The sequence below is a fragment of the Massilia sp. HP4 genome, assembly GCF_005222695.1.
Lineage (GTDB): Bacteria > Pseudomonadota > Gammaproteobacteria > Burkholderiales > Burkholderiaceae_D > Telluria.
In genome coordinates this window covers 530,687-553,826 of sequence record NZ_STGG01000012.1, presented here as the reverse complement: position 1 = coordinate 553,826, position 23,140 = coordinate 530,687, and the positions used below count along the sequence as shown (strand labels likewise).

Annotated in this window: 16 protein-coding genes; 5 read left to right on the top strand and 11 right to left on the bottom strand. The window is 66.4% G+C overall.

Features of this window, described 5'->3' with window-relative positions; translation table 11 throughout:
• Positions 1-125: 125 nt before the first annotated feature.
• Complete coding sequence (locus tag E8M83_RS07950) at positions 126-1,565, bottom strand: dihydrolipoyl dehydrogenase (protein WP_137172807.1); 1,440 nt, start codon at positions 1,563-1,565, stop codon at positions 126-128.
• Between the two features lie 248 nt (positions 1,566-1,813).
• Here E8M83_RS07950 and E8M83_RS07945 point away from each other — a divergent pair, with 248 nt between their 5' ends.
• The gene (locus E8M83_RS07945) at positions 1,814-2,413 is read left to right on the top strand and encodes a PEP-CTERM sorting domain-containing protein (protein ID WP_137172806.1); all 600 of its coding nucleotides are present in this window, start codon (positions 1,814-1,816) and stop codon (positions 2,411-2,413) included.
• Here E8M83_RS07945 and E8M83_RS07940 read toward each other — a convergent pair.
• Positions 2,410-4,440: a primosomal protein N' gene (locus E8M83_RS07940; protein WP_137172805.1), complete on the bottom strand. Its 2,031-nt coding sequence runs from the start codon at positions 4,438-4,440 to the stop codon at positions 2,410-2,412. The two genes, E8M83_RS07945 and E8M83_RS07940, sit on opposite strands and share 4 nt — an antisense overlap.
• 547 nt (positions 4,441-4,987) lie before the next feature.
• A complete protein-coding gene (gene hemE, locus E8M83_RS07935; RefSeq protein WP_137172804.1) occupies positions 4,988-6,070 on the bottom strand; it encodes a uroporphyrinogen decarboxylase in 1,083 nt (360 codons plus the stop codon).
• A 91-nt stretch (positions 6,071-6,161) separates the two neighbouring features.
• Between hemE and E8M83_RS07930 the strand changes: the two genes are divergently transcribed.
• From E8M83_RS07930 to E8M83_RS07915, 4 genes are all read left to right on the top strand, one after another.
• A complete protein-coding gene (locus E8M83_RS07930) occupies positions 6,162-8,093 on the top strand; it encodes a prolyl oligopeptidase family serine peptidase (RefSeq protein ID WP_137172803.1) in 1,932 nt (643 codons plus the stop codon).
• A complete protein-coding gene (locus tag E8M83_RS07925) occupies positions 8,093-12,229 on the top strand; it encodes a DEAD/DEAH box helicase (RefSeq protein WP_137172834.1) in 4,137 nt (1,378 codons plus the stop codon). Before E8M83_RS07930 ends, E8M83_RS07925 begins: the two co-directional genes overlap by 1 nt.
• Positions 12,230-12,368: 139 nt before the next feature.
• Complete coding sequence (locus E8M83_RS07920) at positions 12,369-14,255, top strand: DUF885 domain-containing protein (protein WP_137172802.1); 1,887 nt, start codon at positions 12,369-12,371, stop codon at positions 14,253-14,255.
• 148 nt (positions 14,256-14,403) lie between these two features.
• Positions 14,404-14,790 (top strand): hypothetical protein, encoded by a 387-nt coding sequence (locus E8M83_RS07915; RefSeq protein ID WP_206077437.1) that lies wholly within the window; start codon positions 14,404-14,406, stop codon positions 14,788-14,790.
• Between the two features lie 9 nt (positions 14,791-14,799).
• Here E8M83_RS07915 and E8M83_RS07910 read toward each other — a convergent pair whose 3' ends face one another.
• Genes E8M83_RS07910 through E8M83_RS07875 form a run of 8 tightly spaced genes read right to left on the bottom strand, consistent with a single transcriptional unit; the run spans position 14,800 to position 22,876 of the window.
• The gene (locus E8M83_RS07910; protein ID WP_137172833.1) at positions 14,800-15,873 is read right to left on the bottom strand and encodes a chemotaxis response regulator protein-glutamate methylesterase; all 1,074 of its coding nucleotides are present in this window, start codon (positions 15,871-15,873) and stop codon (positions 14,800-14,802) included.
• A gap of 20 nt (positions 15,874-15,893) precedes the next feature.
• Positions 15,894-16,715: a protein-glutamate O-methyltransferase CheR gene (locus E8M83_RS07905; RefSeq protein ID WP_137172801.1), complete on the bottom strand. Its 822-nt coding sequence runs from the start codon at positions 16,713-16,715 to the stop codon at positions 15,894-15,896.
• A 7-nt stretch (positions 16,716-16,722) separates the two neighbouring features.
• Positions 16,723-17,235 (bottom strand): chemotaxis protein CheW, encoded by a 513-nt coding sequence (locus tag E8M83_RS07900; protein WP_137172800.1) that lies wholly within the window; start codon positions 17,233-17,235, stop codon positions 16,723-16,725.
• Between the two features lie 9 nt (positions 17,236-17,244).
• A complete protein-coding gene (locus E8M83_RS07895) occupies positions 17,245-18,888 on the bottom strand; it encodes a methyl-accepting chemotaxis protein (RefSeq protein WP_137172799.1) in 1,644 nt (547 codons plus the stop codon).
• Between the two features lie 36 nt (positions 18,889-18,924).
• Entirely contained in the window at positions 18,925-21,006 is a 2,082-nt protein-coding gene (locus tag E8M83_RS07890; protein WP_137172798.1) for a chemotaxis protein CheA, read from the bottom strand.
• 11 nt (positions 21,007-21,017) lie between these two features.
• Complete coding sequence (locus E8M83_RS07885; protein WP_137172797.1) at positions 21,018-21,323, bottom strand: lipid asymmetry maintenance protein MlaB; 306 nt, start codon at positions 21,321-21,323, stop codon at positions 21,018-21,020.
• Position 21,324: 1 nt separating this feature from the next.
• Complete coding sequence (locus E8M83_RS07880; RefSeq protein ID WP_137172796.1) at positions 21,325-21,693, bottom strand: response regulator; 369 nt, start codon at positions 21,691-21,693, stop codon at positions 21,325-21,327.
• A gap of 43 nt (positions 21,694-21,736) precedes the next feature.
• On the bottom strand, positions 21,737-22,876 hold the full coding sequence (locus tag E8M83_RS07875; RefSeq protein ID WP_206077436.1) for a methyl-accepting chemotaxis protein: 1,140 nt from the start codon (positions 22,874-22,876) through the stop codon (positions 21,737-21,739).
• Between the last annotated feature and the right edge of the window lie 264 nt (positions 22,877-23,140).

Below are 23,140 nucleotides of genomic sequence, written 5' to 3'. Positions count from 1 at the left end.
AAAGGCGCCCGGCAAGGCGTAAACCGCAGCCATACCGCGTGGTATGGCGAGGATTTACAACGCAGCAGGGCGCTTTTTTCCGTGCCAAGACCGCCGCCATGAATAAATCAGCGCTTCCTTAAGCATCAGGTACCCGGCTCGGTATCGGCCGGGTCGGTCAGGCTCTCGCCTTTCGACAGGTTGATGGCCAGGTCGCGCAGGGCGGTGCGCACGCCCTCTTCGATCACCGGGTGGTAGAACGGCATCTCGAGCATCTGGTCGACCGTCAGCCGCATCTGGAACGCCCATGACAGCAGATGGGCCAGGTGTTCGGCGCGCGGCGCGATCATCTCGGCGCCCAGGAACAGCCGGGTGCCATACTCGGCATACACCCGCAACATCCCCTTGTTCTGCAACATCACGCGGCTGCGGCCCTGGTTGGCGAACGATACGCTGCCGACCGCGAACTTGCGCTGGCCGCCGGCGCACAGGGCCTTGTAGTTCTTGCCCAGGGTGGCGATATTCGGCTCGGTGAAGGCGACCGCGATCGGCGCACGGCGCAGGCCCGGACGCACGTCCGGATAGCGGCCCGCGTTGTCGCCGGCGATCTTGCCGTGGTCGGCCGCGTCGTGCAGCAGCGGGCGCTCGTTATTGGCATCGCCCGCGATGAAGATATGGCTGGTACCGCACTGCATGGTGCGCGCGTCAAAAACAGGGATGCCATCCGGCCCCCGCTCCAGTCCCGTATGTTCCAGTCCCAGGTCGTGCACATTCGGCGTGCGGCCGGCCGTCATCAACACATACTGGAAGCGCTCGGTGCTGTCCTTGCCCAGCGCGTCGCGCACCGTCAGCGCCACCTCGTCGCCCTCTTGCACCGCCCCCACCACCTCGGTCTGGAAGGCGATGTCGAGTTCCTCCATCAAGACGCGCCCGGCGCAGCGCAGCACTTCGGGATCGGTGATGTTGGCAATGCTGCCGCCGCGCGCGTAAAAACGCACGCGCACCCCGAGCCGGGCCAAGGCCTGGCCCAGTTCGAGGCCGATGACCCCGGTGCCGATCACGGCCACCGAGCGCGGCAGGTCGTCCCAATAGAACACGTCGTCGCTGGTGACGATGGCGGGGCCGACGTTTTCCAGCTGCGGCAGGCGCAGCGGCGTCGAGCCGGTGGCAATCACGATGCGGCCGGCCTGGATCTCGGTGTGCTCGTCGACCACCAGGGTGTTGGGACCGGTGAAGCGCGCGCGGCCCTGCAGGCGGTCTTGCACCGGCATCGCCTCGACGCCTTCGAGCACGAAGCCGACGAAGCGGTCGCGCTCGCGTTTGACCCGGTCCATCACGGCGCGGCCATCGATGCGTTTATCGGAAGCATGGACGCCGAACGGGCCCGAGGTGTCGATCACGTGGGACGCCTCGGCGGCCGCGATCAGGAGCTTGCTCGGCATGCAGCCGACCCGGGCGCAAGTGGTGCCATACTGGCCGCTCTCGATCACCACCGTGCGCGCGCCTTGCGCCTTGGCGGCGCGATAGGCGGTCATGCCGGCGGTGCCCGTGCCGATGATGGCGACGTCCACGTTCATTTGTTTCATTCATGCTCTCCGCGATTGACTGGCAAAACGATACGCTATTTTGTCCTCTCAGGTGACGGTATGCAGCTTCAATCCCCCCAGCAGAGATACGATATTTTCCGGGGACAGGTGTCGGGAAACTTTACATATCTCCCCTTTGCGAGATATTGAAATTTTAATTTTGTATTGAAATCAGTTTGTTAGGCAAACATTCCTTCTGAGGCACATTTTTTGCTTGATTAGCACTTTATATCTATAAGGGAGATCTCATGAAGTTGATCAACTTAAGCAAGCTGCTTGCCAGTATGTCGCTTCTTGCCTGCACGTCCGTATTCGCCGCCCCCATTGTTGTCGATGTCACTGGCATCCAGAGCTATAGTGAGCTTGACGATCCTGGCAATACGGTTATCTCGCTCGACGTTGGCGCCAATTCAATGGTGACCAGTGTCACCTTCGACGTCAATGTGACAGCGTTCAGGCCGAGCTGGCAATCGGAAATCGGCCTCGTTTTCGAGACCTCGAAGCTGACCGAGAGCGTGACCTTCTATCCGGGAGCGTTGGTCAACGAATCAGGTACGGATAACTATACCGGCGTCTACGACCTGGTTGCCGCGAACCTCGATTTCGCCGTAGGCGTCGACGGCATTCTGCGCCTGGAGTTCTTCGATTTCTTCGACGATATTATTGGCGCAGCTGACGGCGTCTGGAACTTCGGCACCATCACCTTTAATGTCGAGCCGCCCGACGTTGAACAGCCCGGCGAAGTGCCCGAGCCGTCCACTATCCTGTTGATGGGCGCCGGTCTCGCCATGCTGGGTTACGCCGGTCGCCGTCGCGCAGCCTGCGGAACTGCCGCCCCAAACCTCTAGATGTCGAGCGGGTCGACTTCAAGCGACCATTTCACGCGGGCTTTCATGGCCCGCAGCTCCTCGATCCAGACCCGCAAGAAGGCCTGCAGCGCGGGCCGCGAGCTGGACTCGACCAGCAACTGCGCGCGGTCCACGTTGTGGACCCGCGTCATCGTCATCGGGATCGGGTCGTTGATCAGGATGCCGTCGGCCGGCAGGCAGTCGCGCGCCGCCTCTAGAAATGCCATCGCGATCGGCAGTTCCTTCGCCTCGGCCCGTAGCAAGGCCTGGTACATGAAGGGCGGCAGGCCGGCTTCGCGACGCTCTTCCAGCAGCTGGCCGGCGAAGCGCTCGTAATCGTGGCGCACCACGGCGCCATACAGCGGATGCTGCGCATAGCGGGTCTGCACCAGCACCTCGGACGCCAGGCCGGCGCGACCCGCCCGCCCCGCCACCTGCATCAGCTGCGCGAACAGGCGCTCGCTGGCGCGGTAGTCCTGCGAGAACAGCGCGGTATCAGGGTTCAGGATCCCGACCAGGGTCAGCTTCTTGAAGTCGTGGCCCTTGGCGACCATCTGCGTGCCGATCAGGATGTCCACCTCGCCCCGGTGCACGCTGTCGAAGGCGGCTTGCGCACTGCCCTTCAGGCGGGTGGAATCGGCGTCGATGCGCAGGATGCGCGCCTCGGGGAACATGGCCTGCAAATGCTCTTCCACGCGCTGGGTGCCGCGGCCCAGCGGCTGCAGGTCGACATTGCCGCAGGTCGGGCAATGGCGCGGGATGCGCAATTCCAGGCTGCAGTGGTGGCAGCGCAGCCGGTGCTCGGGCTTGTGCAGCACCATGAAGGCGGTGCAGCGGGTGCAGTTGCTGATCCAGCCGCAGGCGTCGCAGCTGATCACCGGGGCGTAGCCGCGCCGGTTCAGGAACAGCAGCGACTGCTCGCCGCGCTCCAGCCGCCCGCGCAGGGCCGCCAGCATCTCGCCCGTCAGGCCGTCGCGCGCACGGTCGCGTTCCATGTCGACCAGGCGTACCTTGGGCAGCACGGCGTCGCGCACGGCGCGCTGGCGCAGGTCCAGCCGCTTGTAGCGCCCAGAGCGCGCGTGATGCCAGGATTCGAGCGAGGGGGTGGCCGAACCCAGCACGATCGGGATCCCCAGCTGGTGCGCGCGCCACACGGCCAGGTCGCGTGCCGAATAGCGCAGCCCTTCCTGCTGCTTGTACGAAGGGTCGTGCTCTTCGTCGATCACGATCAGCTTGAGGTTCGGCAGCGAGGCCAGGATCGCCAGCCGGGTGCCGAGCACGATGCGCGCCTGGCCCGTGTGCGCAGCCAGCCAATGCAGCATGCGCTCGCCCTCGGACAGGCTGCTGTGCAGGGTGGCCAGCATCATGCCCGGGAAGCGCGCGCGGATATTCCCTTCCAGCTGGGGCGTGAGGTTGATCTCGGGGACCATGATCAGGATCTGCGCCTGCGGGTCGCGCTGCAAGACCTGGGCGCAGGCCTGCAGGTAGACCTCGGTCTTGCCGCTGCCGGTCACGCCCCACAGCAGGAGCGGCGTGAAACCGTCGGCGCCGCCGATCGCATCGGCCGCTTCCTGCTGGGCCGGATTGAGGGTCGGCATATCGACCGCCGTCGCATCCTGCCCGGCATCGAGCTTGCCGAGCTTCTTGAGCGCGCGGTCGAGAGCCACGGTCCTGGGCACGCGCAGGTTCTTGGGCAGGCCGGGCAGCGCCACCTCGCCCAGGGGGCGCTGGTAATAGTCGGCGGCAAAGCGCGCCAGCGCGATCCAGCGCTCCGGCAGCGGCGACAACTGGCTGCGCACGGCCAGCGCATCCTTAAGTTTTTCTGGCGCGACATCGGTGTCGTGTTTGACAGCGACGATCAGGGCCATGACCTCGCGCCGCGCGAACGACACCAGCGCCAGCTGGCCGGGCAATGGTTCCTCGCCCGGCTGGCAAGGCCAGCGGTAATCGAAGCTGCTGTTCAGCGGGGTATCGAGCACGACTTCAAGAAAGCAGTGCGTGCCGGTGCGATCGGTGCTGGTCGACAATCTGAGCCCTGTGCAAATCTGTGGAAAACTTTGTGAATAGCGTGGGACTTGACCCCATCAAAGGTTTACGTTAGATCAAGTCGCAACCGATAATTCCTGAATTCAAGACAATTTTTATCTTATAAATCAACAGCTTGCATATTCGTCTTTAGAACTGTTAACAAGCTCGGGTGCTTTTTCCGCGTTGTGCATAACTAAGACAATCGACGTGGAAAACTCGCTGCATTGCATCACGAAGTTAAGGCAATACTTGAAGAAGCGTGCTAAGTCCCGGTAAACCAAGCACTTTTCCCCTTCGCCCAAACGTCTGTTGATAACTTTGTGAACAAGCGTCAAACTTTGCTGGATTCTACTGGACAACCTTGTGGCCCAGAAGGCACTCAGCACTGGATCGATGCAAAAAACGCTTATAAATCATCGTTTTACGTTGATTAGGAAGATGCTGAGATGTCCACAGGAATTTTTACCCGCTTTTAGGAAGTTGTGAACAAGTGAGGGGTCTGGCTGGCAGCCTTGTCAAACCAGGCCGCCAGCCGCGGGGGATAACTCAGGCGGCGCGCTGCTTGCGGCTGAAACTGTGCACGGCCTCGACCATGGCGCTGACCGATTCCGGCGGCGTGAATTGCGAAATGCCGTGGCCCAGGTTGAACACATGGCCATGGCCGGCGGACGGCGCGCCATAGGCGGCGAGCGAGCGCTCGACTTCGGCGCGGATCTGGTCCGGCTCGGCGAACAGGATGGCCGGGTCGAGGTTGCCCTGCAGCGCCACGCGGTCGCCCACCAGGCTGCGCGCGCGGCCCAGGTTGACGGTCCAGTCCAGGCCCAGGGCGTCGGCGCCGATGTCGGCCATCTCGTCCAGCCAGATGCCGCCGCCCTTGGTGAACACGATGGCGGGAATGCGCACGCCATCCTTCTCGCGTTGCAGGCCGGCCAGGATGGTCTGCATATAACGCAGCGAGAATTCCTGATAGGCGCCATCGGCCAGCGCGCCGCCCCAGGAATCGAAGATCATCACGGCCTGGGCGCCGGCGTCGATCTGCGCGTTCAGGTACTGGGTCACCGCCTGCGCATTGATGTCCAGGATGCGGTGCATCAGGTCCGGACGGCTGTACAGCATCTTTTTCACCGTGTGGAATTCGCGCGAGCCGCCGCCTTCGACCATATAGCAGGCCAGGGTCCATGGGCTGCCCGAGAAGCCGATCAGCGGCACGCGGCCGTTCAGCGCGCTGCGGATCGAGGTCACTGCCTTGAACACATAGTCGAGCGAGGCCATGTCGGGCACGGCCAGCGCGTTCACGTCAGCTTCGGTACGCAGCGGACGCTCGAATTTCGGGCCTTCGCCATCGGCGAAATACAGGCCCAGGCCCATCGCGTCCGGCACCGTCAGGATGTCCGAGAACAGGATCGACGCGTCCAGCGGATAGCGGTCGATCGGCTGCAGCGTGACTTCGGTGGCGTAGTCGGGATTCTTTGCCAGCCCCAGGAACGAGCCGGCGCGCGCGCGGGTGGCGCGGTATTCCGGCAGGTAGCGGCCCGCCTGGCGCATCAGCCACACCGGGGTGTAGTCGGTCGGCTGGCGCAACAGCGCACGCAGGAAGGTGTCGTTCTGGAGCGGGGCAAATTGTGGCATGGCTGACAATGGCGTTGGTAGGGAAACGGCTATTATCGCATTCTTGGGCAAACACTATAATGCTGGTCCGACCAAGGAAAGAGTCAAGATCATGACGATTGCCACCAGCAAACAACCGATTCCCTGCGGCGCCTGGCCCTCCCCGATCAGCGCCGCGGTGGTTGCCGCCGGCGCGGTGCCGCTGGCGCAGGCGATGCTCGACGGCCAGCGCCTGGGCTGGCTCGAAGGCCGGGCCAGCGAGGCCGGACGCACCACGCTCATGGTCCACGATGGCGGCGGCACGCGCGAACTGACGCCGGCGCCGTTCAATGTGCGCAGCCGCGTGCATGAATACGGCGGCGGCGCCTGCCTGCTGGCCGGCGGCGTGGCCTGGTTCTCGCATCACGTGGACAACCGCCTGTACCGGGTCGAGGACGGCGCCGCGCCGGTGGCGGTGACCGCCGAAGGCACGGGCCACCGCTTTGCCGACTTCGTGCTCGACGCTGGCCGCCAGCGGCTGGTCGCCGTGCGCGAGGATCACTCGGCCGGCGCCACCTACCCCGTCAACACCGTGGCCGCGGTCGGCTTCGACGGCGTCGAGACCGTACTGGTGGAGGGCAACGACTTCTATGCGGCCCCGCGCCTGTCGCCCGACGGCCGCCAGCTGGCCTGGCTGTGCTGGGACCATCCGCGCATGCCGTGGGAAGGCACCGAGCTGTGGCTGGCCGACGTGCTCGAAGACGGCGCGCTGGTCAACGGCCGCCTGGTCGCGGGCGGCCCCGAGGAATCGATCTGCCAGCCCGAATGGTCGCCCGGCGGCGTGCTGCACTTCGTGTCCGACCGCAGCGGCTGGTGGAACCTGTACCGCTTCGACCACGGCGTCGTGCATGCGCTGTGCCCGCGCGCGGCCGAATTCGGCGGCCCGCACTGGAATTTCGGCGGTTCGCTGTACGGTTTCCGCTCCGGGGACGAGATTGTGTGCGCCTATATCGAGAAGGGCGTGAGCTACCTGGCGCGCCTGTCCGGCGGCACGCTGCTGCCGCTCGAATCGCCATATGAAGAAATCCGCGAGCTGCGGGTGCAGGGCGACGTCGTGGCCCTGCTGGGCGGCGCGCCGACCATCGCGCCGGAACTGGCGCGGATCGACCTGGCCACCAACGCCACCGAGGTGAGGGCCCACTCGATCCCGCAACTGCCGGCCGCCGGCTACCTGTCGGTGCCGCTGGCGATCGACTATCCAAGTGAAAACGGCCGCACCGCCCACGCTTTCTACTATGCGCCGACCAATGCCGACCACGCGCCCCTGGCCGGCGAACTGCCGCCGCTGATCGTGATCGGCCACGGCGGCCCGACCGGCATGGCGGCCAGCACCCTGAAGCTTTCCACCCAATACTGGACCAGCCGCGGCTTCGCCGTGCTGGACGTAAACTATGGCGGCAGCACCGGCTTCGGCCGCGACTACCGCAACCTGCTCAAGCATCAATGGGGCGTGGTCGATGTCGCCGATTGCGTGGCCGGCGCGCGCCACTTGGCGGCGCAAGGGATCGTCGACCCCGAGCGCCTGCTGATCCGCGGCAGCAGCGCCGGCGGCCTGACGGTGCTCTCGAGCCTGGCCTTCCACGACGTGTTCAAGGCCGGCGCCAGCTACTATGGCGTATCCGACCTGGCCGCGCTGGACGCCGACTCGCACAAATTCGAGTCGCACTACAACCAGTACCTGATCGCGCCGCCGGAGCGCGCGCAAGCGGTCTACCGCGAACGCTCGCCGATCCACCACACCGATAAGCTGCGCCGGCCGATGATCTTCTTCCAGGGCCTGGACGACAAGGTGGTGCCGCCGCAGCAATCCGAAAGCGTGGTCGAAGCGCTGCGCGCGCGCAAGCTGCCGGTGGCCTACCTGACGCTCGAGGGCGAAGGCCATGGTTTCCGCAAGGCCGACAGCGTGGTGCGCACGCTGGAAGCGGAGCTGGTGTTCTATTTGCGTGTGTTCGGCATCCCGGTACCGGGCGACCTGCCTGCGATCGAGATCGAGAATCTCGCGTGATGGTGGAGGATGTGAACGCGCGCCTGGCCGCCTGCACGGCGGAAGAACGCGCGCTGCTGGTGGTGCTGGCGATCGCGGGCGAACCGATGGGCCGCCAGCGCATCCTGGAACATATGCGGGCACTGGGCGTGGCGCTGCCGATCGCGCAATGGGTCGATGAACTGGCGCGCCTGCGCGAGCGCGGCCTGGTGCTCGACATGGGCGAGCGCGGCACCGGCATCGCAGCGGAGCTGGCCTGGCCGGTGCTCGACGCCGCCCTCGACGACGGCGTGTTCGACAGCGTGGCGGGCGCCTATGCCCAGGTCTCGACCGTGCGGCGCGACTGGCAGGGCACGCTCATGCTGCGCAGCTACCGCCAGGGCCTGGCGCTGCTGCGCATCGCCCTGCTCACCGGGCAGGAACACGACGTCGTGTTCCCGCTGCTGGACGCCTGCCAGCGCTGCCACGAGGCGAGCTACCTGCATCCGCTGGTCGACGTCTGCGCGCGCCCATTCGCACCAAGCATGATGGAGCGCATCCACCCACGCCTGCGCGAAGGCATCCTGCACATCCTGGTCATGCACGCGCGCAGCGAACCGGCGCTGGCCCCTGGCGTGCGCGACTACGCCGAGCGCCTGATACCGCGCAGTAGCCCAGAGAGCCCCTTGCGCCGGTCGCTGGGCGAACACTACATCCTGTGCGGCCGCCTGGACGATGCCCTGCTGCTCGTGAATGAGACGGGCGATTCGCCCGGCCTGTTCCTGCGCAGCGTGGTGCAAGTGCTCCGCGACGACCTGGATAGCGGCCTGGCCGGCATCGAGGCCGCGCTCAAGCAGCTGCGCCGCGAAACCGGCAAGCGCAAGGCCGTATTCGACGGCCATTGCGCGCACATCGCCGTCGCCGCCCTGCTGCGCAGCAACGACCCCGGCCACCGCAAGCTGGCCGACGCCTGGCTCGAGATCGAGACGCGCGCGGTCCAGCGGCCCGACAACGCCGTCTGGTTCCAGCTCGGCATGCTGCACGAGATCCAGCGCGGCACCGTCGACGCGCTGCTGTTCGGCACGCGCAGCTGGGAGATGTCGCTGGAACCGACCGTGTTCCGCGCCCTGATCCACCATTGGCTGGCCCTACCGGCCCTGGACAGCCAGCGCGCGCGCCTGGAAGACATGCTGGCCCAATCCGAGGCGGCCGGCTTCGACCTGTGGTCGGCCCAGCTGGCCGGCGTGCTGGCGCAGATGGGCCAGGCCGGCTACCTGGTCCACGAACAGCGTGCGGGCGAATTGCGGCGCCGCCACCGCCTGCCCGACATGGCCGGCTGGTTCACGCGCGAAGAGCCGTGGGAGCGCCAGCTCAATGCCCTGATCAACCTGCAGCCGGCGGTGAGCACCGAGAACGTGCGCGAGTCGCGCCTGGTCTGGCTGATCCGCTACGACCCGCACCTGGGCGTGCAAGAACTTGAACCGCGCGAACAGAAGCGCGATGCGCAAGGCGGCTGGAGCCGCGGCCGCGCCATGGGCCTGAAACGCCTGGCCGAGGAAGGCGCCGGGCTCGACTTCCTCACCGCGCAAGACCTGCAGGCGGTGAACGCGATCGCCGGCCGCCGCTACTATGCCGGCAGCGGCATCCGCTTCGAGCTCGAGGTGCACAAGGCGCTGGCCGCCCTGGTCGGCCATCCGCTGCTGTTCTGGATGGAGTCGCCCGGCACCCGGGTCGAGCTGCTGCCGGGCGAACCGGAGCTGATGGTGAAGAAGCACGGCGACACGGTCTCGATCGCGCTCAATCCCCCGGTCGAGGACGGCGATGGCGACGTCGTCGTCACGCGCGAGACGCCGACCCGCCTGCGCCTGGTGCAGATCAAGGAAGAACACCGGCGCATCGCCGCCATCGTCGGCGCCGGCCTGGCGGTGCCATTGGCGGCCGAGCGCCGCGTGCTGCGCGCGATCGGCGCCGTGTCCTCGGTGGTCACGGTGCAGTCGGACATCGGCGCCAGCAGCAGCGATATCGAGACCGTGCCGGCCGATCCGCGCCTGCACGTGCTGCTGCGTCCTTATCAACAAGGCATGCGCATGCAGCTGCTGGTGCGTCCGCTGACGGGCGGCGCCTATTATGGCCCGGGCGAAGGCGCTGCCAATGTGATCGCCGACGTCGAAGGCATCCGCACCGAGGCCCAGCGCGACCTGAACGCCGAGCGCGAGGCCGAGCGCCAGCTGGTGGGCAAGTGCCAGGCGCTGGAGCACGCGGAACCCGACCACGGCGAATGGCTGCTCGGCCAGCCGCTGCTGGCGCTCGAACTGGTCGACCAGCTGCGCGCGCTGGATGGCGCATCCATCGTGGTGGCCTGGCCCGAAGGCGAGAAATTCCGCGTCACCAGGAAGGCGACGACCAAATCGGTGCGGGTGCAGATCCGGCGCGAGCGCGACTGGTTCGCGGCCAGCGGCGACGTCGTGATCGACGAAGGCCGCGTGATGAACCTGCGCACCCTGCTGGAAAAAATCCAGGAGAGCGGCAGCCGCTTCGTGGCCCTGGGCGAGAACGAATACCTGGCCCTGTCCGACGAGCTGCACCGGCGCCTGATGGAGCTTGGCGCGTATGGCGAGCCCCATGGCGACGGCATCCGCACCCATGCGCTGGCCAGCTTCGCGCTGGACGAACTGGCGCGGGAGGCCGGCAGCGTCGACGCCGACAAGGCCTGGCAGGGGCACCTGCAACGCATGGCCGACAATGCGGCGTATCTACCCGAGCTGCCCTCCACCCTGCAGGCCGAGCTGCGCGATTATCAAATCGACGGCTTCGGGTGGCTGGCGCGCCTGGCCCAGTGGGGCGTGGGCGCCTGCCTGGCCGACGATATGGGCCTGGGCAAGACCTTGCAGGCGCTGGCGCTGCTGCTCACGCGCGCGAAAGACGGCCCGGCGCTGGTGGTGGCGCCGACCACGGTGTGCCTGAACTGGATCGACGAGGCAGCACGCTTCGCGCCGACCCTGAAGCTGCACCTGTTCGGCCCGGGCGAACGCGCCGCCACGATCGACAATGCAGGACCGTTCGACGTGGTCGTGGTCAGCTACGGCCTGCTGCAACTCGAGGCGGCGCGCTTCAAGGGCCGGCGCTGGCACAGCATCGTGCTCGACGAGGCCCAGGCGATCAAGAATATGCACACCAAGCGTTCGCAGGCGGTGATGGCGCTACAGGGAGATTTTCGGATGGCGGCCACCGGCACGCCGCTGGAGAACCACCTGGGTGAGTTGTGGAACCTGTTCCGCTTTATCAATCCGGGCTTGCTGGGCAGCGCCGAGCAGTTCCAGCTGCGCTTTGCCGGTCCGATCGAAAAAGCGCAGGACAAGCGCGCCGAAGCCGGCGCCCGCGCGCGCCTGCGGCGCCTGACCGCACCCTTCATCCTGCGCCGCACCAAGGCGCAAGTGCTGTCCGAGCTGCCGCCGCGCACCGAGATCGTGGTCCCGGTGGAGCTGAGCGCCGAGGAAAACGCGCTCTACGAATCGCTGCGCCGCCAGGCCCTCGACAAGCTGGCCGCGCTGGAAGCGCCGGAAGGGCAAAAGGCGATCGAGATCCTGGCCGAGATGATGCGGTTGCGCCGCGCCTGCTGCAATCCCGAGCTGGTCGCGCCCGGCGCCGGCATCGCCAGCAGCAAGCTGGCCACCTTCGCGCGCCTGACGACCGACCTGCTCGAGAACCGGCACAAGGTGCTGGTGTTCAGCCAGTTCGTCGACCACCTGACCCTGATCCGCCAGTATCTCGATGCGCAGGGCATCGCCTACCAGTACCTGGACGGCTCGACGCCGATCCAGGAAAGGAAGCGCCGGGTCGACGCCTTCCAGGCCGGCGAGGGCGACCTGTTCCTCATCAGCCTGAAGGCGGGCGGCGTCGGCATCAACCTGACGGCGGCCGACTACGTGATCCACATGGACCCGTGGTGGAACCCGGCGGTGGAAGACCAGGCCTCGGACCGCGCCCACCGCATGGGCCAGCAGCGGCCGGTAACGATCTACCGCCTGGTGGCGCGCGGCACGATCGAGGAAGGCATCGTCGACCTGCACCGCCACAAGCGCGACCTGGCCGACAGCCTGCTGGAGGGGACCGAGATGGCGGCGCGCATGTCGCCGGGCGATATGCTGGAGATGCTGCGCACGGGGCTGGGACGCTGACTTGCACTTTGGTCAACGTTGACATTCATGCGTGTCGGAATGTTTCAACTGTCGGCAAATGCAGCGTTTGGTGCTAATCTGCACGCCTTCGCGCATGCGCGCGTCAAGACATCTCCTTACGTTACAGGGCCTGAATACGATGATGAAAACGAAAATCGCGCTGGCAGCCTTGCTGGCGTGTTTCGCACTGACGCCGGCCGTCGCCGCCACTTCCAAACCGGCCAAGGGCAAGGCCAAGTCCTCGAAGGTCGTCAAGAAGAAGACCCCGGGCAAAGGCAAGAAGGCCCTCGTCGGCGCCGCGGCAGTGGGCGCGACGGCGGCAGCGGCTGGCGTCGCCAACGCCAACGCCGCCGAAATGCGCCTCGACCGCCGCATGTCGACCCTGAGCATGCAGTACCTGACCGCCCTGTGGCGCAACGATCCGGAAGGCGGCATCTACGTCGGCAAGTTCGACCACGCCGCCAACCTGACCATCCCGAATGCCGACACGCGGGCCAAGCAGCTCGCCTTCGCCAACGAGTGGCTGGAAAAATTCGGCAAGCTCGATCCCAGGCAGCTGTCGCCGCGCTACCGCACCGACCTGGCCCTGCTGGTCAACAAGCTGGAAAAGGACCGCTGGCGCCTGACTACCTGGCGCGAGTTCGAGTGGAATCCGTCGCAGTACAACGTCGCCGCGCCGCTCGACCTGATCCTTAACACCGACTACGCGGCCAAGCCGCAGCGCCTGCGCACCATCCTCAAGCGCCTGGCCGATGTGCCGGCCTATTACGCGGCGGCGCAAGCCTCGATCACCCATCCGACGCGCGAACACACCCAGCTCGCAATCGGCCAGGCGCCGGGCACGATGGCGGTGCTGGCCGACCTGGGCCGCGCGGCCGAGGAATCGATCCTGACCCCGCAAGAAAAAGCCATCTTCGCCCAGCGCATCGCCAACGCCGGCAGCGCGGTGCTGGGCTATGTCGACTTCTTGAACGGCGTCGAAAAGCGCCAGGCGGCCAGCGGCCAGGCGCGGCCTTTCCGCGCCGGCAAGGCGCTGTACGAGCAGAAATTCGCGCTCGACATCCAGTCGTCCTCCAGCGCCGAAGAGACCTTCCGCAAGGCCTTGGTCACGCGCGAGGAACTGCTGTCGAATATGGACCGCATCTCGGACGAGCTGTGGCCGCGCCATATGGCGGGCGTGAACAAGCCGCAGGACCGCTTCCAGAAGATCGGCATGATGATCGACAAGTTATCAAGCCGCCACGTGGCGCGCGAGAACTTCTTCGCCGAGATCCGGCGCCAGATCCCGCTGCTGCAGGACTGGGTGATCAAGCACGACCTCTTGACCCTGGACCCGAGCAAGCCGCTCGAGGTGCGCGAGACCCCGATGTACCAGCGCGGCGTGGCCGGCGCCAGCATCGACGCGCCCGGCCCCTACCGCTCGAAGGACAAGACGTATTACAACGTCACACCGATGGACAGCCTCTCGGCGCAGCAGGCCGAGAGCAGCCTGCGCGAGTACAACGAGTGGATCCTGCAGATCCTGAACATCCACGAGGCGATCCCCGGCCACTATGCGCAGCTGGTACACGCCAACCGCTCGCCTTCGCTGATCAAGTCGCTGTTCGGCAATGGCGCGATGGTCGAGGGCTGGGCCGTGTATGGCGAGCGCATGATGCTCGAATCGGGCTATGGCGACAACGCGCCCGAGATGTGGCTGATGTACTCGAAATGGAACCTGCGCAGTGTGACCAACACCATCCTCGACTACAGCGTGCATGTGAACGGCATGGGGCAAGAGGCGGCGATCGACCTGCTCACCCGCCAGGCCTTCCAGACGCGCCAGGAAGCCGACGAAAAATGGCGCCGCGTGACCCTGACCTCGGTGCAGCTGACCAGCTACTTCAGCGGCTACCACCAGATCATGGAATTGCGTGAACGCCGCAAGCAGCAGCTGGGCGACCGGTTCAAGCTGAAGGAGTTCCACGACCAGTTCCTCAGCTATGGCAATGCGCCGGTCAAGATGATCTCGGAACTGATGCAGTAGCGACCCTCCCTGCATGGCCGTCCAGGTCGTGCAAAAACGCACAAGCGGCGTGCTCGCACGCCCGCTTGTGCGCCTCGTTCTCCGCACTATGATGAAAGTCGGCAGGCCTTTCGCGCCAGCCCACGACAACCATATTCGGAGACACAGCATGCAGCCCTTCCATCGACGAGCGGCGCAAGCCGCGATCTGCCTGGCGCTATCGGCGCCCTTCTCCCACGCCGTCGCACAAACCCCGGTCCAGGCCGGCCCCGGTTACAGCGGCAGCGTGACCGCCATCGGCAGCAATGGGCAAGCGTCCGGCGCCTGCACCATACCGGCCTTCCAGGTCGGCGGCGGCACGCCGCCGCCGGTGTTCACCTGCACCACCTCCAGCGCCAGCAACTACGCCCATGTGCAGGCGGGCCGCGCCCATGCCGGCGGTGGCTACGCGCTCGCCAATGGCTCGAACCAGAACATGGGCCTGTACAACACATTCTTCACCAGCACGCTGGCGCAGACGGCGCAGGGCTATTACATTGTGGGGAACTGTCCGTAGGAGTGCGGATCACATCCGCATCTGCTTCATGATCTCGCCCGCGATCCCGCGCAGCGGCAGGCTGCGCTCGACCGCACCGCGCTTGACGGCTTCTTTTGGCATGCCATAGACCACGCAGCTGGCTTCGTCCTGGGCCACGGTCGCGGCGCCGGCCTGCTTCATCTCAAGCAGGCCGGCCGCGCCATCGTCGCCCATGCCGGTCATGATGACGCCGAGCGCGTTGGCGCCGGCGCTCTTGGCCACTGACCTGAACAGCACGTCGACCGAGGGCCGGTGGCGGTTGACCAGCGGCCCGTCGACCACGTCGACGTGGTACTGGGCGCCGCTGCGGCGCAGCAGCAGGTGCTTGCCGCCGGGGGCCAGCAAGGCCTGGCCGGCCATCACGCGCATGCCCTGGCGCGCTTCCTGCACGCGGATACGGCAGATGCTGTCGAGGCGGGCTGCGAAGGCGGCGGTGAATTTCTCGGGCATGTGCTGGACGATCACGATGCCGGGCGAGACCTGGGGCAGCGCGGTGAGTACTTCTTCCAGCGCCTGCGTGCCGCCGGTGGAAGTGCCGATCGCGACCACCCGTTCCGTGGTCTGGGCCATCGGCCCGTGGCCGCCCGGGGGCAGCACCGCGTCGGCGGAGAGCTTCGGCGCCGGCACCGCGGGGGCCGCCGCTGGCACGTTGCGCGCACGCGCTGCCAGCACGCCGACGTTGGCGCGCGCTGCCGCCTTGATCACGCTGGCCAGGCTCTCGGTCGACTCGCTCAGGAATTGCTTGAGGCCGAGCCGGGGCTTGCCGATGGTGGTGACCGCGCCTGCCGCCAGCGCCTCGACCGTGGTGCGCGCGCCCTGCTCGGTCAGGGTCGAGCAGATCACCACCGCCGTCGGGCGCTCGGCCATGATGCGGCGCAGGAAGGTCAGGCCATCCATCTTGGGCATCTCGATATCGAGCAGGATCACGTCGGGCCAGGCGTTCTTCATCCTGGCCATGGCCAGGATCGGGTCCGAGGCCACCCCGATCACCTCGATCGCCGGGTCGCTGCCCAGGATCTCCGAGGCGACCTGGCGCACGACCGCGGAATCGTCCACGATCATGACCTTGATGCGGCGCGCCGTCACGCGCCGTTCCCGGGCTTGCGATAGACCGACGGTGCGATTGGCCGCAGTTCGCCGCAGATGTCGTGCAGGCTTTCGGAGTGGCCGATGCACAGCACGCCGCCCGGCCGCAGGGTCGAGGCGATCCGCTTGACGACCTCGCGCTTGGTCTCCTTGCTGAAATAAATCATCACATTGCGCAGGAAGACCATGTCGAACGGTCCCAGGCGCGGCAATTCCTCGTTCAAGTTGACCTGGGCGAACTGCACCTGGCTGCGCACTTCCTTCGACACCAGCATGGTCCCTTCCTGCTCGCCGGTGCCCTTCAGGCAGAAGCGCTGCAGCAGGGGCGACGGCAGCAGCCGCGCGCGCTCGAGCGGATAGTGGCCGCGGCGCGCGCGCGCCAGCACGGCGGTGCTGATGTCCGAGCCCAGCACGCTCCAGCGGCTGCGCTTGCCGAGGGCGTCGGCCAGGGTCATCGCCATGCTGTAGGGCTCCTCGCCGCTGGAACAGGCCGCGCTCCACACATGGAATTCGCGGCCCCGCTCCGCCGCTGCCAGCGCATGCTCGCGCAGCACCTCGAAGTGGCGGCCCTCCCTGAAGAAATAAGTCTCGTTGGTGGTCAACAGGTCGACCGCGGTCTGGAACTCGCCCTCGGCCGAGCCGCTGCTGAGCAGCTTGAAATAGGCGCCGTAGCTGGCCAGGCCGCAATGGTCGAGGCGCTTGGCCAGGCGCCCGCTCACCAGCGCCTTCTTGGCGCCCGACATGCTGATGCCGGCGGCGTCGAAGATGAAGCGCTGGAACTGGGCGAACTCCTGGTCGCTGATGGACGGACGAAGCATGGCGATCCTATTCCGCGCTGGTGCCGGCCGCCTGCAGCAGGGCGATCTCTTCGATCGAGAACACGCGCGCCACGTCGAGCAGGATCACGAACCGGTCCTTCACCTTGCCCATTCCGGCGATGAATTCGGTGCGGATGCGGGCGCCGAAGCCGGGCGGCGGCTCGATGTCCTCCGGTGCGATCTCGAGCACCGCGCTGACGCTGTCGACCAGGATGCCGACCACGTGCTGCTCGCCGGCTTCCTCGAGTTCGACGATGATCACGCAGGTACGCTTGCCGATCTCGGCGCGAGGACGGCCGAAGCGCGCCGCCAGGTCCATCACCGTGACGACCGCTCCGCGCAGGTTGATCACGCCGCGCACGCACTCCGACATCATCGGCACTTCAGTCACGCCGGCGTACTCGATGATCTCCTTGACGCACAGGATGCCGATCGCAAAAGTCTCGCTGCCGGAGCTGAAGGTCAGGTATTGCGTCGGCTCCTGCCTGGGCGCGGCCGACTGCGTCGTTGCTGGTTTCATGCGCGGCCTTTAGAAGTTGGTGAAGGCGGCTTCGTCGAGGTCGCCCGCGGCCGCCATCGAGACCGCGCCGGCGCGCGACATGCCGCGGTTGGCCAGCGCCGGCTTGGCTGCCGGGGACTTGCGCACGCGGGTGTCGCGCTGCTTTTCACCGGCCACGGTGAAGAAGGCCATCGTCTGTTGCAGCTGCTCAGCCTGGCTCGCGAGTTCTTCGGCGGTCGCCGCCAGTTCTTCCGAGCTCGATGCGTTCTGCTGGGTGGCCATGCTCAGCTGGCCGACGGCGGCGTTGATCTGGCCGACGCCCGACGACTGCTCTTCGGAGGCGGCGGTAATCTCCTGCACCAGGTCGGAGGTCTTGCGGATGTTCGGCACCATCTCGTCGAGCAGGCGGCCGGCGCGGCCGGCCAGTTCGACGCTCGAGCTGGCGACGGTGCTGATTTCCTGGGCCGCGACCTGGCTGCGTTCGGCCAGCTTGCGCACCTCGGCCGCCACCACGGCGAAGCCCTTGCCATGCTCGCCGGCGCGCGCCGCTTCGATCGCGGCATTGAGCGCCAGCAGGTTGGTCTGGTAGGCGATGTCGTCGATGATGCCGATCTTCTGGGCGATCTGGTTCATGGCGCTGACGGTCGCCTTGACCGCTTCGCCGCCTTCCTGCGCCTCGGCCGCCGACTTGGTCGCCATGCCGTCGGTGACGCGCGCATTCTCGGTGTTCTGCGAGATCGAGGCGGTCATCTGCTCGATCGAGGCGCTGGTTTCTTCCACGCCGGCCGCCTGTTCGCTCGACGACTGCGACAGCGACTGGGCGGTGGCGTTGACTTCTTCCGAGGCGCTCGACAGGGCGTCGGTGGCGCTGTTGACCTCGCGCACGATGCTGGAGAGGCGCTCGACCATCTGCTTGACCGCATACATCATGCTGGCGTTGTCGCCCTTGCGGGTCGCCACCTCGACCGCCAGGTTGCCCTTCGAGACTTCGATCAGGATGTCGGCTGCGTAGCCCGGCTCGCCGCCCAGGGTCTTGAGCAGGTTGCGGGTGATCAGCACGGCGATCAGGATCGACAGCAGCACGGCGGCGCTGGACAGGGTCACGATCATGTCCTTCGCATCCTGGTAGGCACTGGCCGCTTCCTTGGCCGATTCGACCATCAGCTCTTCCTGGTAGGTAGACAGTGTGCCGATAGCGGCAATCAGGCCGTTGTTGGCCGGCGCGAAATCGTTCTTGAGGTAGGCGACGGCCCGGGCCGGGTCGGTCTTGGCCAACTGGTACAGGGGCTCGTACTTGCCCGACAGGATGCGGCGCTTCTCCAGGGTGTCCTTGAGCAGCGCCCGCCCCTTGTCGCTGCCGATCAGCTTCTCGATCTGGTTGAAGATCTCGGTATTGGCGGCACGGTTGGCGGCGATGGTTTCCTTGGCGCTCTGGGCTTCGGCCTCGTCGACCGCCAGCAGGATGCTGCGCACCAGGCGGCCATTGTCCAGCGTGCCCTGGATCGCTTCGGACGCCAGCTTGGTCTTGACATAGCGGTCCTCGGTGATCAGGACCGTCTGCGCGTTCATGTCGTGCATCTTGTTCAGGCTGATCAGCGACTGTGCAACCAGCATGACCAGCACGATCCCGAACCCGAGCGCCAGCCGGGTGGCGATCCGCATATTCTTAAACATGATGTGATTCCTTCAGACAGGTAGGTGGTATGGTTGTTATGCGAACGCCGATTCGCTCGGCTGGGTCAGGCGCGCGTGATCTCCCGCCGCCTGGTGGATCAGGGATGGCACGTCCAGGATCAGGGCCACGTCGCCGCTGCCGAGGATGCTGGAGCCGCTGATGCAGCGCATGTGCCGGAATACCTTGCCCAAGGGTTTGATGACGGTCTGCGATTCGCCCAGCAGGCCGTCGACCACCAGGCCCGCGCGCTGGCCCGCGTAGCGCACCACGACCAGGCTCTGGCGGCTCGCGGCCGCGCCGTCCAGGGCGAACAGCTCGCGCAGGCGGATGAAGGGCAGCACCGTGCCGCGCAGGTTGGCGTAGTCGTGGGCGTCGTCGCTGCGAAATTCCACGCATTCCTCGACCATCTCGAGCGGCACCACGAACACCGAGCCGCCGACCGCGACCTGGAAGCCGTCGATGATCGCCAGGGTCAGCGGCAAGCGCACCCGCATCGTGGTGCCCACGCCCGGGGTGCTGTCGATCTGGATGGTGCCGCGCAGCGCCGTGATATTGCGCTTGACGACGTCCATGCCGACGCCGCGGCCGGACAGGTTGGTCACCTGCTCGGCGGTCGAGAAACCGGGCTCGAAGATCAATGCGTACACCTCGGCGTCGCTCAGGTGGCGGCCTTCCTCGACGATGCCGCGCTCGATCGCCTTGGCCAGCAGGCGCTCGCGCTGCAGGCCGCCGCCGTCGTCGCCGACCTCGATCACGACGGTGCCGGAATCGTGGTAGGCGTTGAGCCAGATGGTGCCGTGCGCCGGCTTGCCGCGTTCGCGGCGCAACTCGGCCGGCTCGATGCCATGGTCGATCGCATTCCTCACCAGGTGGGTGAGCGGATCGGCGATCTTCTCGACCACGGTCTTGTCGAGCTCGGTGTCCTCGCCGTCGATCGCCAGCTCGATGTCCTTGCCCAGGTCGCGCGCGACGTCGTGCACCACGCGCTTGAAGCGGGTGAAAGTCGAGCCGATTTTGACCATGCGCAGCTGCAGGGCGCTGTTGCGCACGTCCTCGACCAGCGAATTGAGGGTCGCGCCATATTCTTGCAGTTCGACGTTCTGGGCACGGCGCGCCGCCAGGTTGGCGCCGGCGGTGGCCACGATCAGTTCGCCCACCAGGTTGATCAGGTGGTCGAGCTTGTCGGCATCGACGCGCACGCTGTTCTTTTCCTGGCCGCGCCGTTCGCGCGGGCGGGCGCCTTCGGCCGCATCCGGCTCGCCTGCGCAATCGGCGGCGGGGAGGGCCGCGTCGGCATCGACCTCGGTCCAGCTGCCGCATTCGGCCAGCAGGCGCTGCATGACGGCGCGCTCGGCGGGAAATTCGTCCAGCAGCGCACGGTAGGCCTCGGGTGGGCTGTCGGGCGCCACGATGCGCAGGCGGCAGTCATCGCGCACGAACTCGAACGCACCCTCGATGGCGGCCAGGCTGGCGCTGCTGCGCAGGGCCAGCTCCAGGCCGAGATAGCAGGCTTCGGCATCGAGTTCGTCGAGGGCCGGGACGGCGTCCAGCACCGGCGCCACATGCACCACGCTGCCGAGCGTCGACAGGTAGCGCAGGAAGGACAGCGGGTCCATCCCGTTGCGCAGCACCTCGCTGCCGAAACGCAGCGAGATATGCCAGTGGCCGGCGGCGGCGGTGGCCGCCGCAGAATCGGGGGCAGCCGCGGCCTGGCCCGCCGACTCGCCGCCGAGGTAGGCCGCCAGCCGCTGCCGCAGCGGCTGGCCGGCGTCGGCCAGTCCAGGGTCTTCGTCCAGGTGGCCGGCCGCCACTTCGTCGACCAGGCGCGCGATGTGGTCGCGGCAGGCCAGCATCAGTTCGATCAGCTCCGGCGTGAAAGGCAGTTGTCCGGCGCGCACGGCATCGAGCACGCTCTCGGCGACGTGGGTGAAGCCGACGATGTGGTCCAGGCCGAACAAGCCGGCCGAACCCTTGATCGTGTGGGCCGCGCGGAATACCGCATTGATGCTGTCGGCGCTCACATTGCCCTTGACGCCGCTGAGCAGCGCGTCTTCCATTTCTTGCAGCAGTTCACGGCACTCGGCGGTGAAGGTCTGCAGTGCCTGTTCGATGGACATGGGGTTTCCTTTCAGGCGGCGATGGGCAGGTGCCGGCCCAGGCCGAGCAGGTCGATTGTCTCGACCAGCGCGGCGTTCGGCCGTGTGAGGCGCAAGCTGCCCTCCCTGGCGGCGAGCGTGCGCGCCGTCGCCAGCAGCAGCTGCAGGCCGGCGCTGTCGATCTCGCCGACGTCGGCCAGGTCGAGGTCGACCGCCCGCGCGCTGTCGACCAGCGCCAGCAGCGATTCACGCGCCTCGGCCGCCTGGTAGATGGTCAGGTCGCCCGCGACGTGGATGGACAGGCGGCCGTCGGCGCCCGGGTGGATAGTCAATTTCATGTCAGGGCAGGATCAGCTTCTGGACCGCGTTCAGCAGCACCTCGGGCTTGAACGGCTTGACCACCCAGGCCCTGGCGCCGGCGGCCTGGCCTTCGCGCTTCTTCTCGTCGCCCGACTCGGTGGTCAGCATGATGATCGGCAGGAAGCGGTATTCGGGCTGGGCCTTGACCGCCTTGACGAATTCGATGCCGTTCATCTCGGGCATGTTGACGTCGCTGACGATCAGGTTGACCTTCTGGCGGCCCAGTTTCGCCAGCGCGTCCTTGCCGTTGCTGCCCTCGACCACGTCGTAGCCGGCGCCGCGCAGGGTCAGGCCGACCACCTGGCGGATCGATATGGAGTCGTCGACGATCATCACGGTTTTTGCCATGGTTTGCTCACTTTTTTGCTGGAAGATTGTTTCGGGAGGCCGCTCAGAAGAAGGTCACTTCGTCGTCGGCGTCGGCGCGCCGGGCGGCCGGGGTATGGCTGACGTGTTCGTCAGCCATCGTGTATTTTCCGCTCAGTTCGAGCAGCCAGGTCTCGGCCGCGGGCAGGGGCGCCGCCTCGTCGGCGGCCAGCCGCGCCAGCCGGTCGATGTCGGCGTCGACCACCTCCAGGATCTGGCGGATACGGTCCTGGAACTGCAGCGCGACGATCATCTGTTCGACCTCGGTGCGGATCGCGCTGCCCTGTTCACGCATGGTGTCGGCATCCTGGCCCAGGCCGCGCACATGGCCCAGCACTTCCTCGACCACGCCACGCGAGGCGCCGATGGTGCGGCGGTCGTTCTCGTCGGCGTCGGCGGCCGATTCGAGGGTCAGCGACATCGTGGTGGACATGCGGTCCATGCCCTTGGTGATTCGCTTGCCGATGTCGGCCGACACGTTCGACAGCTTGCGCACCTCGGCGGCGATGACGCCGAAGCCACGCCCCATCTCGCCGGCACGCGCCGCCTCGATGGCGGCATTGATGGCCAGCAGATTGGTCTGGGCCGCGATCTTGCCCACTTCATCGGCCAGCGACTTCAGTTCGGACGTGGCTTCCGACAGCGTGCGCACATGGGTCAGGAGTTCGGTCTTGCTGTCGACCATCTGCTCGAGCCAGGACATCACCGGATCGAGTTTCTGTTCGCAGGTCGCCAGGCGCTGGGCGCTGCCGCCGGCGCCGGCGTCCTGGCCGCTACGGATGCCCGAAAAACCGGCGCGCTCGAAGTGCTCGAGCAGCGCGCTGAAGCCACCGAGCAGCTGGGCGATCGCGGTCTCGCTCTGGTCCTTCACGCTGCGCACGTGACGCCCCCAGACCGGCGCCACCTCGGCCATCAGCGGCGCCATGCGGTCGGCGTCCGCAGCCGCGCTTCCTGCCGACGGCGTCGCCGCATCCTGCCCAAGCGGCCGCACGCACCACAGGACGAGGCCGGCCAGCATGGCCAGTCCCGCGAACGAGATGCATTCCAGCACCGACATACCGTCGAGGAGCGGCAGCACGGCCAGCGCCAGCATGACGGCCAGGGCCGCACGAATCCGGCCTTGGGTAATCGTTGGTACTGATTCGAAGTTGAGTATCGGTGGCATAGCGAGACGAAAGGGTTGCTTCCGTGAAAGTCGTATGCGTTCGATTATGGCTGGTTCTGATTTTTCGTAGGACAAATCCTACTGACATTTTTTTGATTTCGTTGTCGCACGGCAACGATATTTGCGGGATTTGCTGTTCTTTCAAGCTTTAAAGACAAGTATTTCAGCTTGATGGCACAGTATTCTGGAAAAGCTTTGCAAGTCGGGAACATCAGATCGTGCCGGCGAGCGCCGGCACAAACTGCGAAGAATGGGAATAGACGG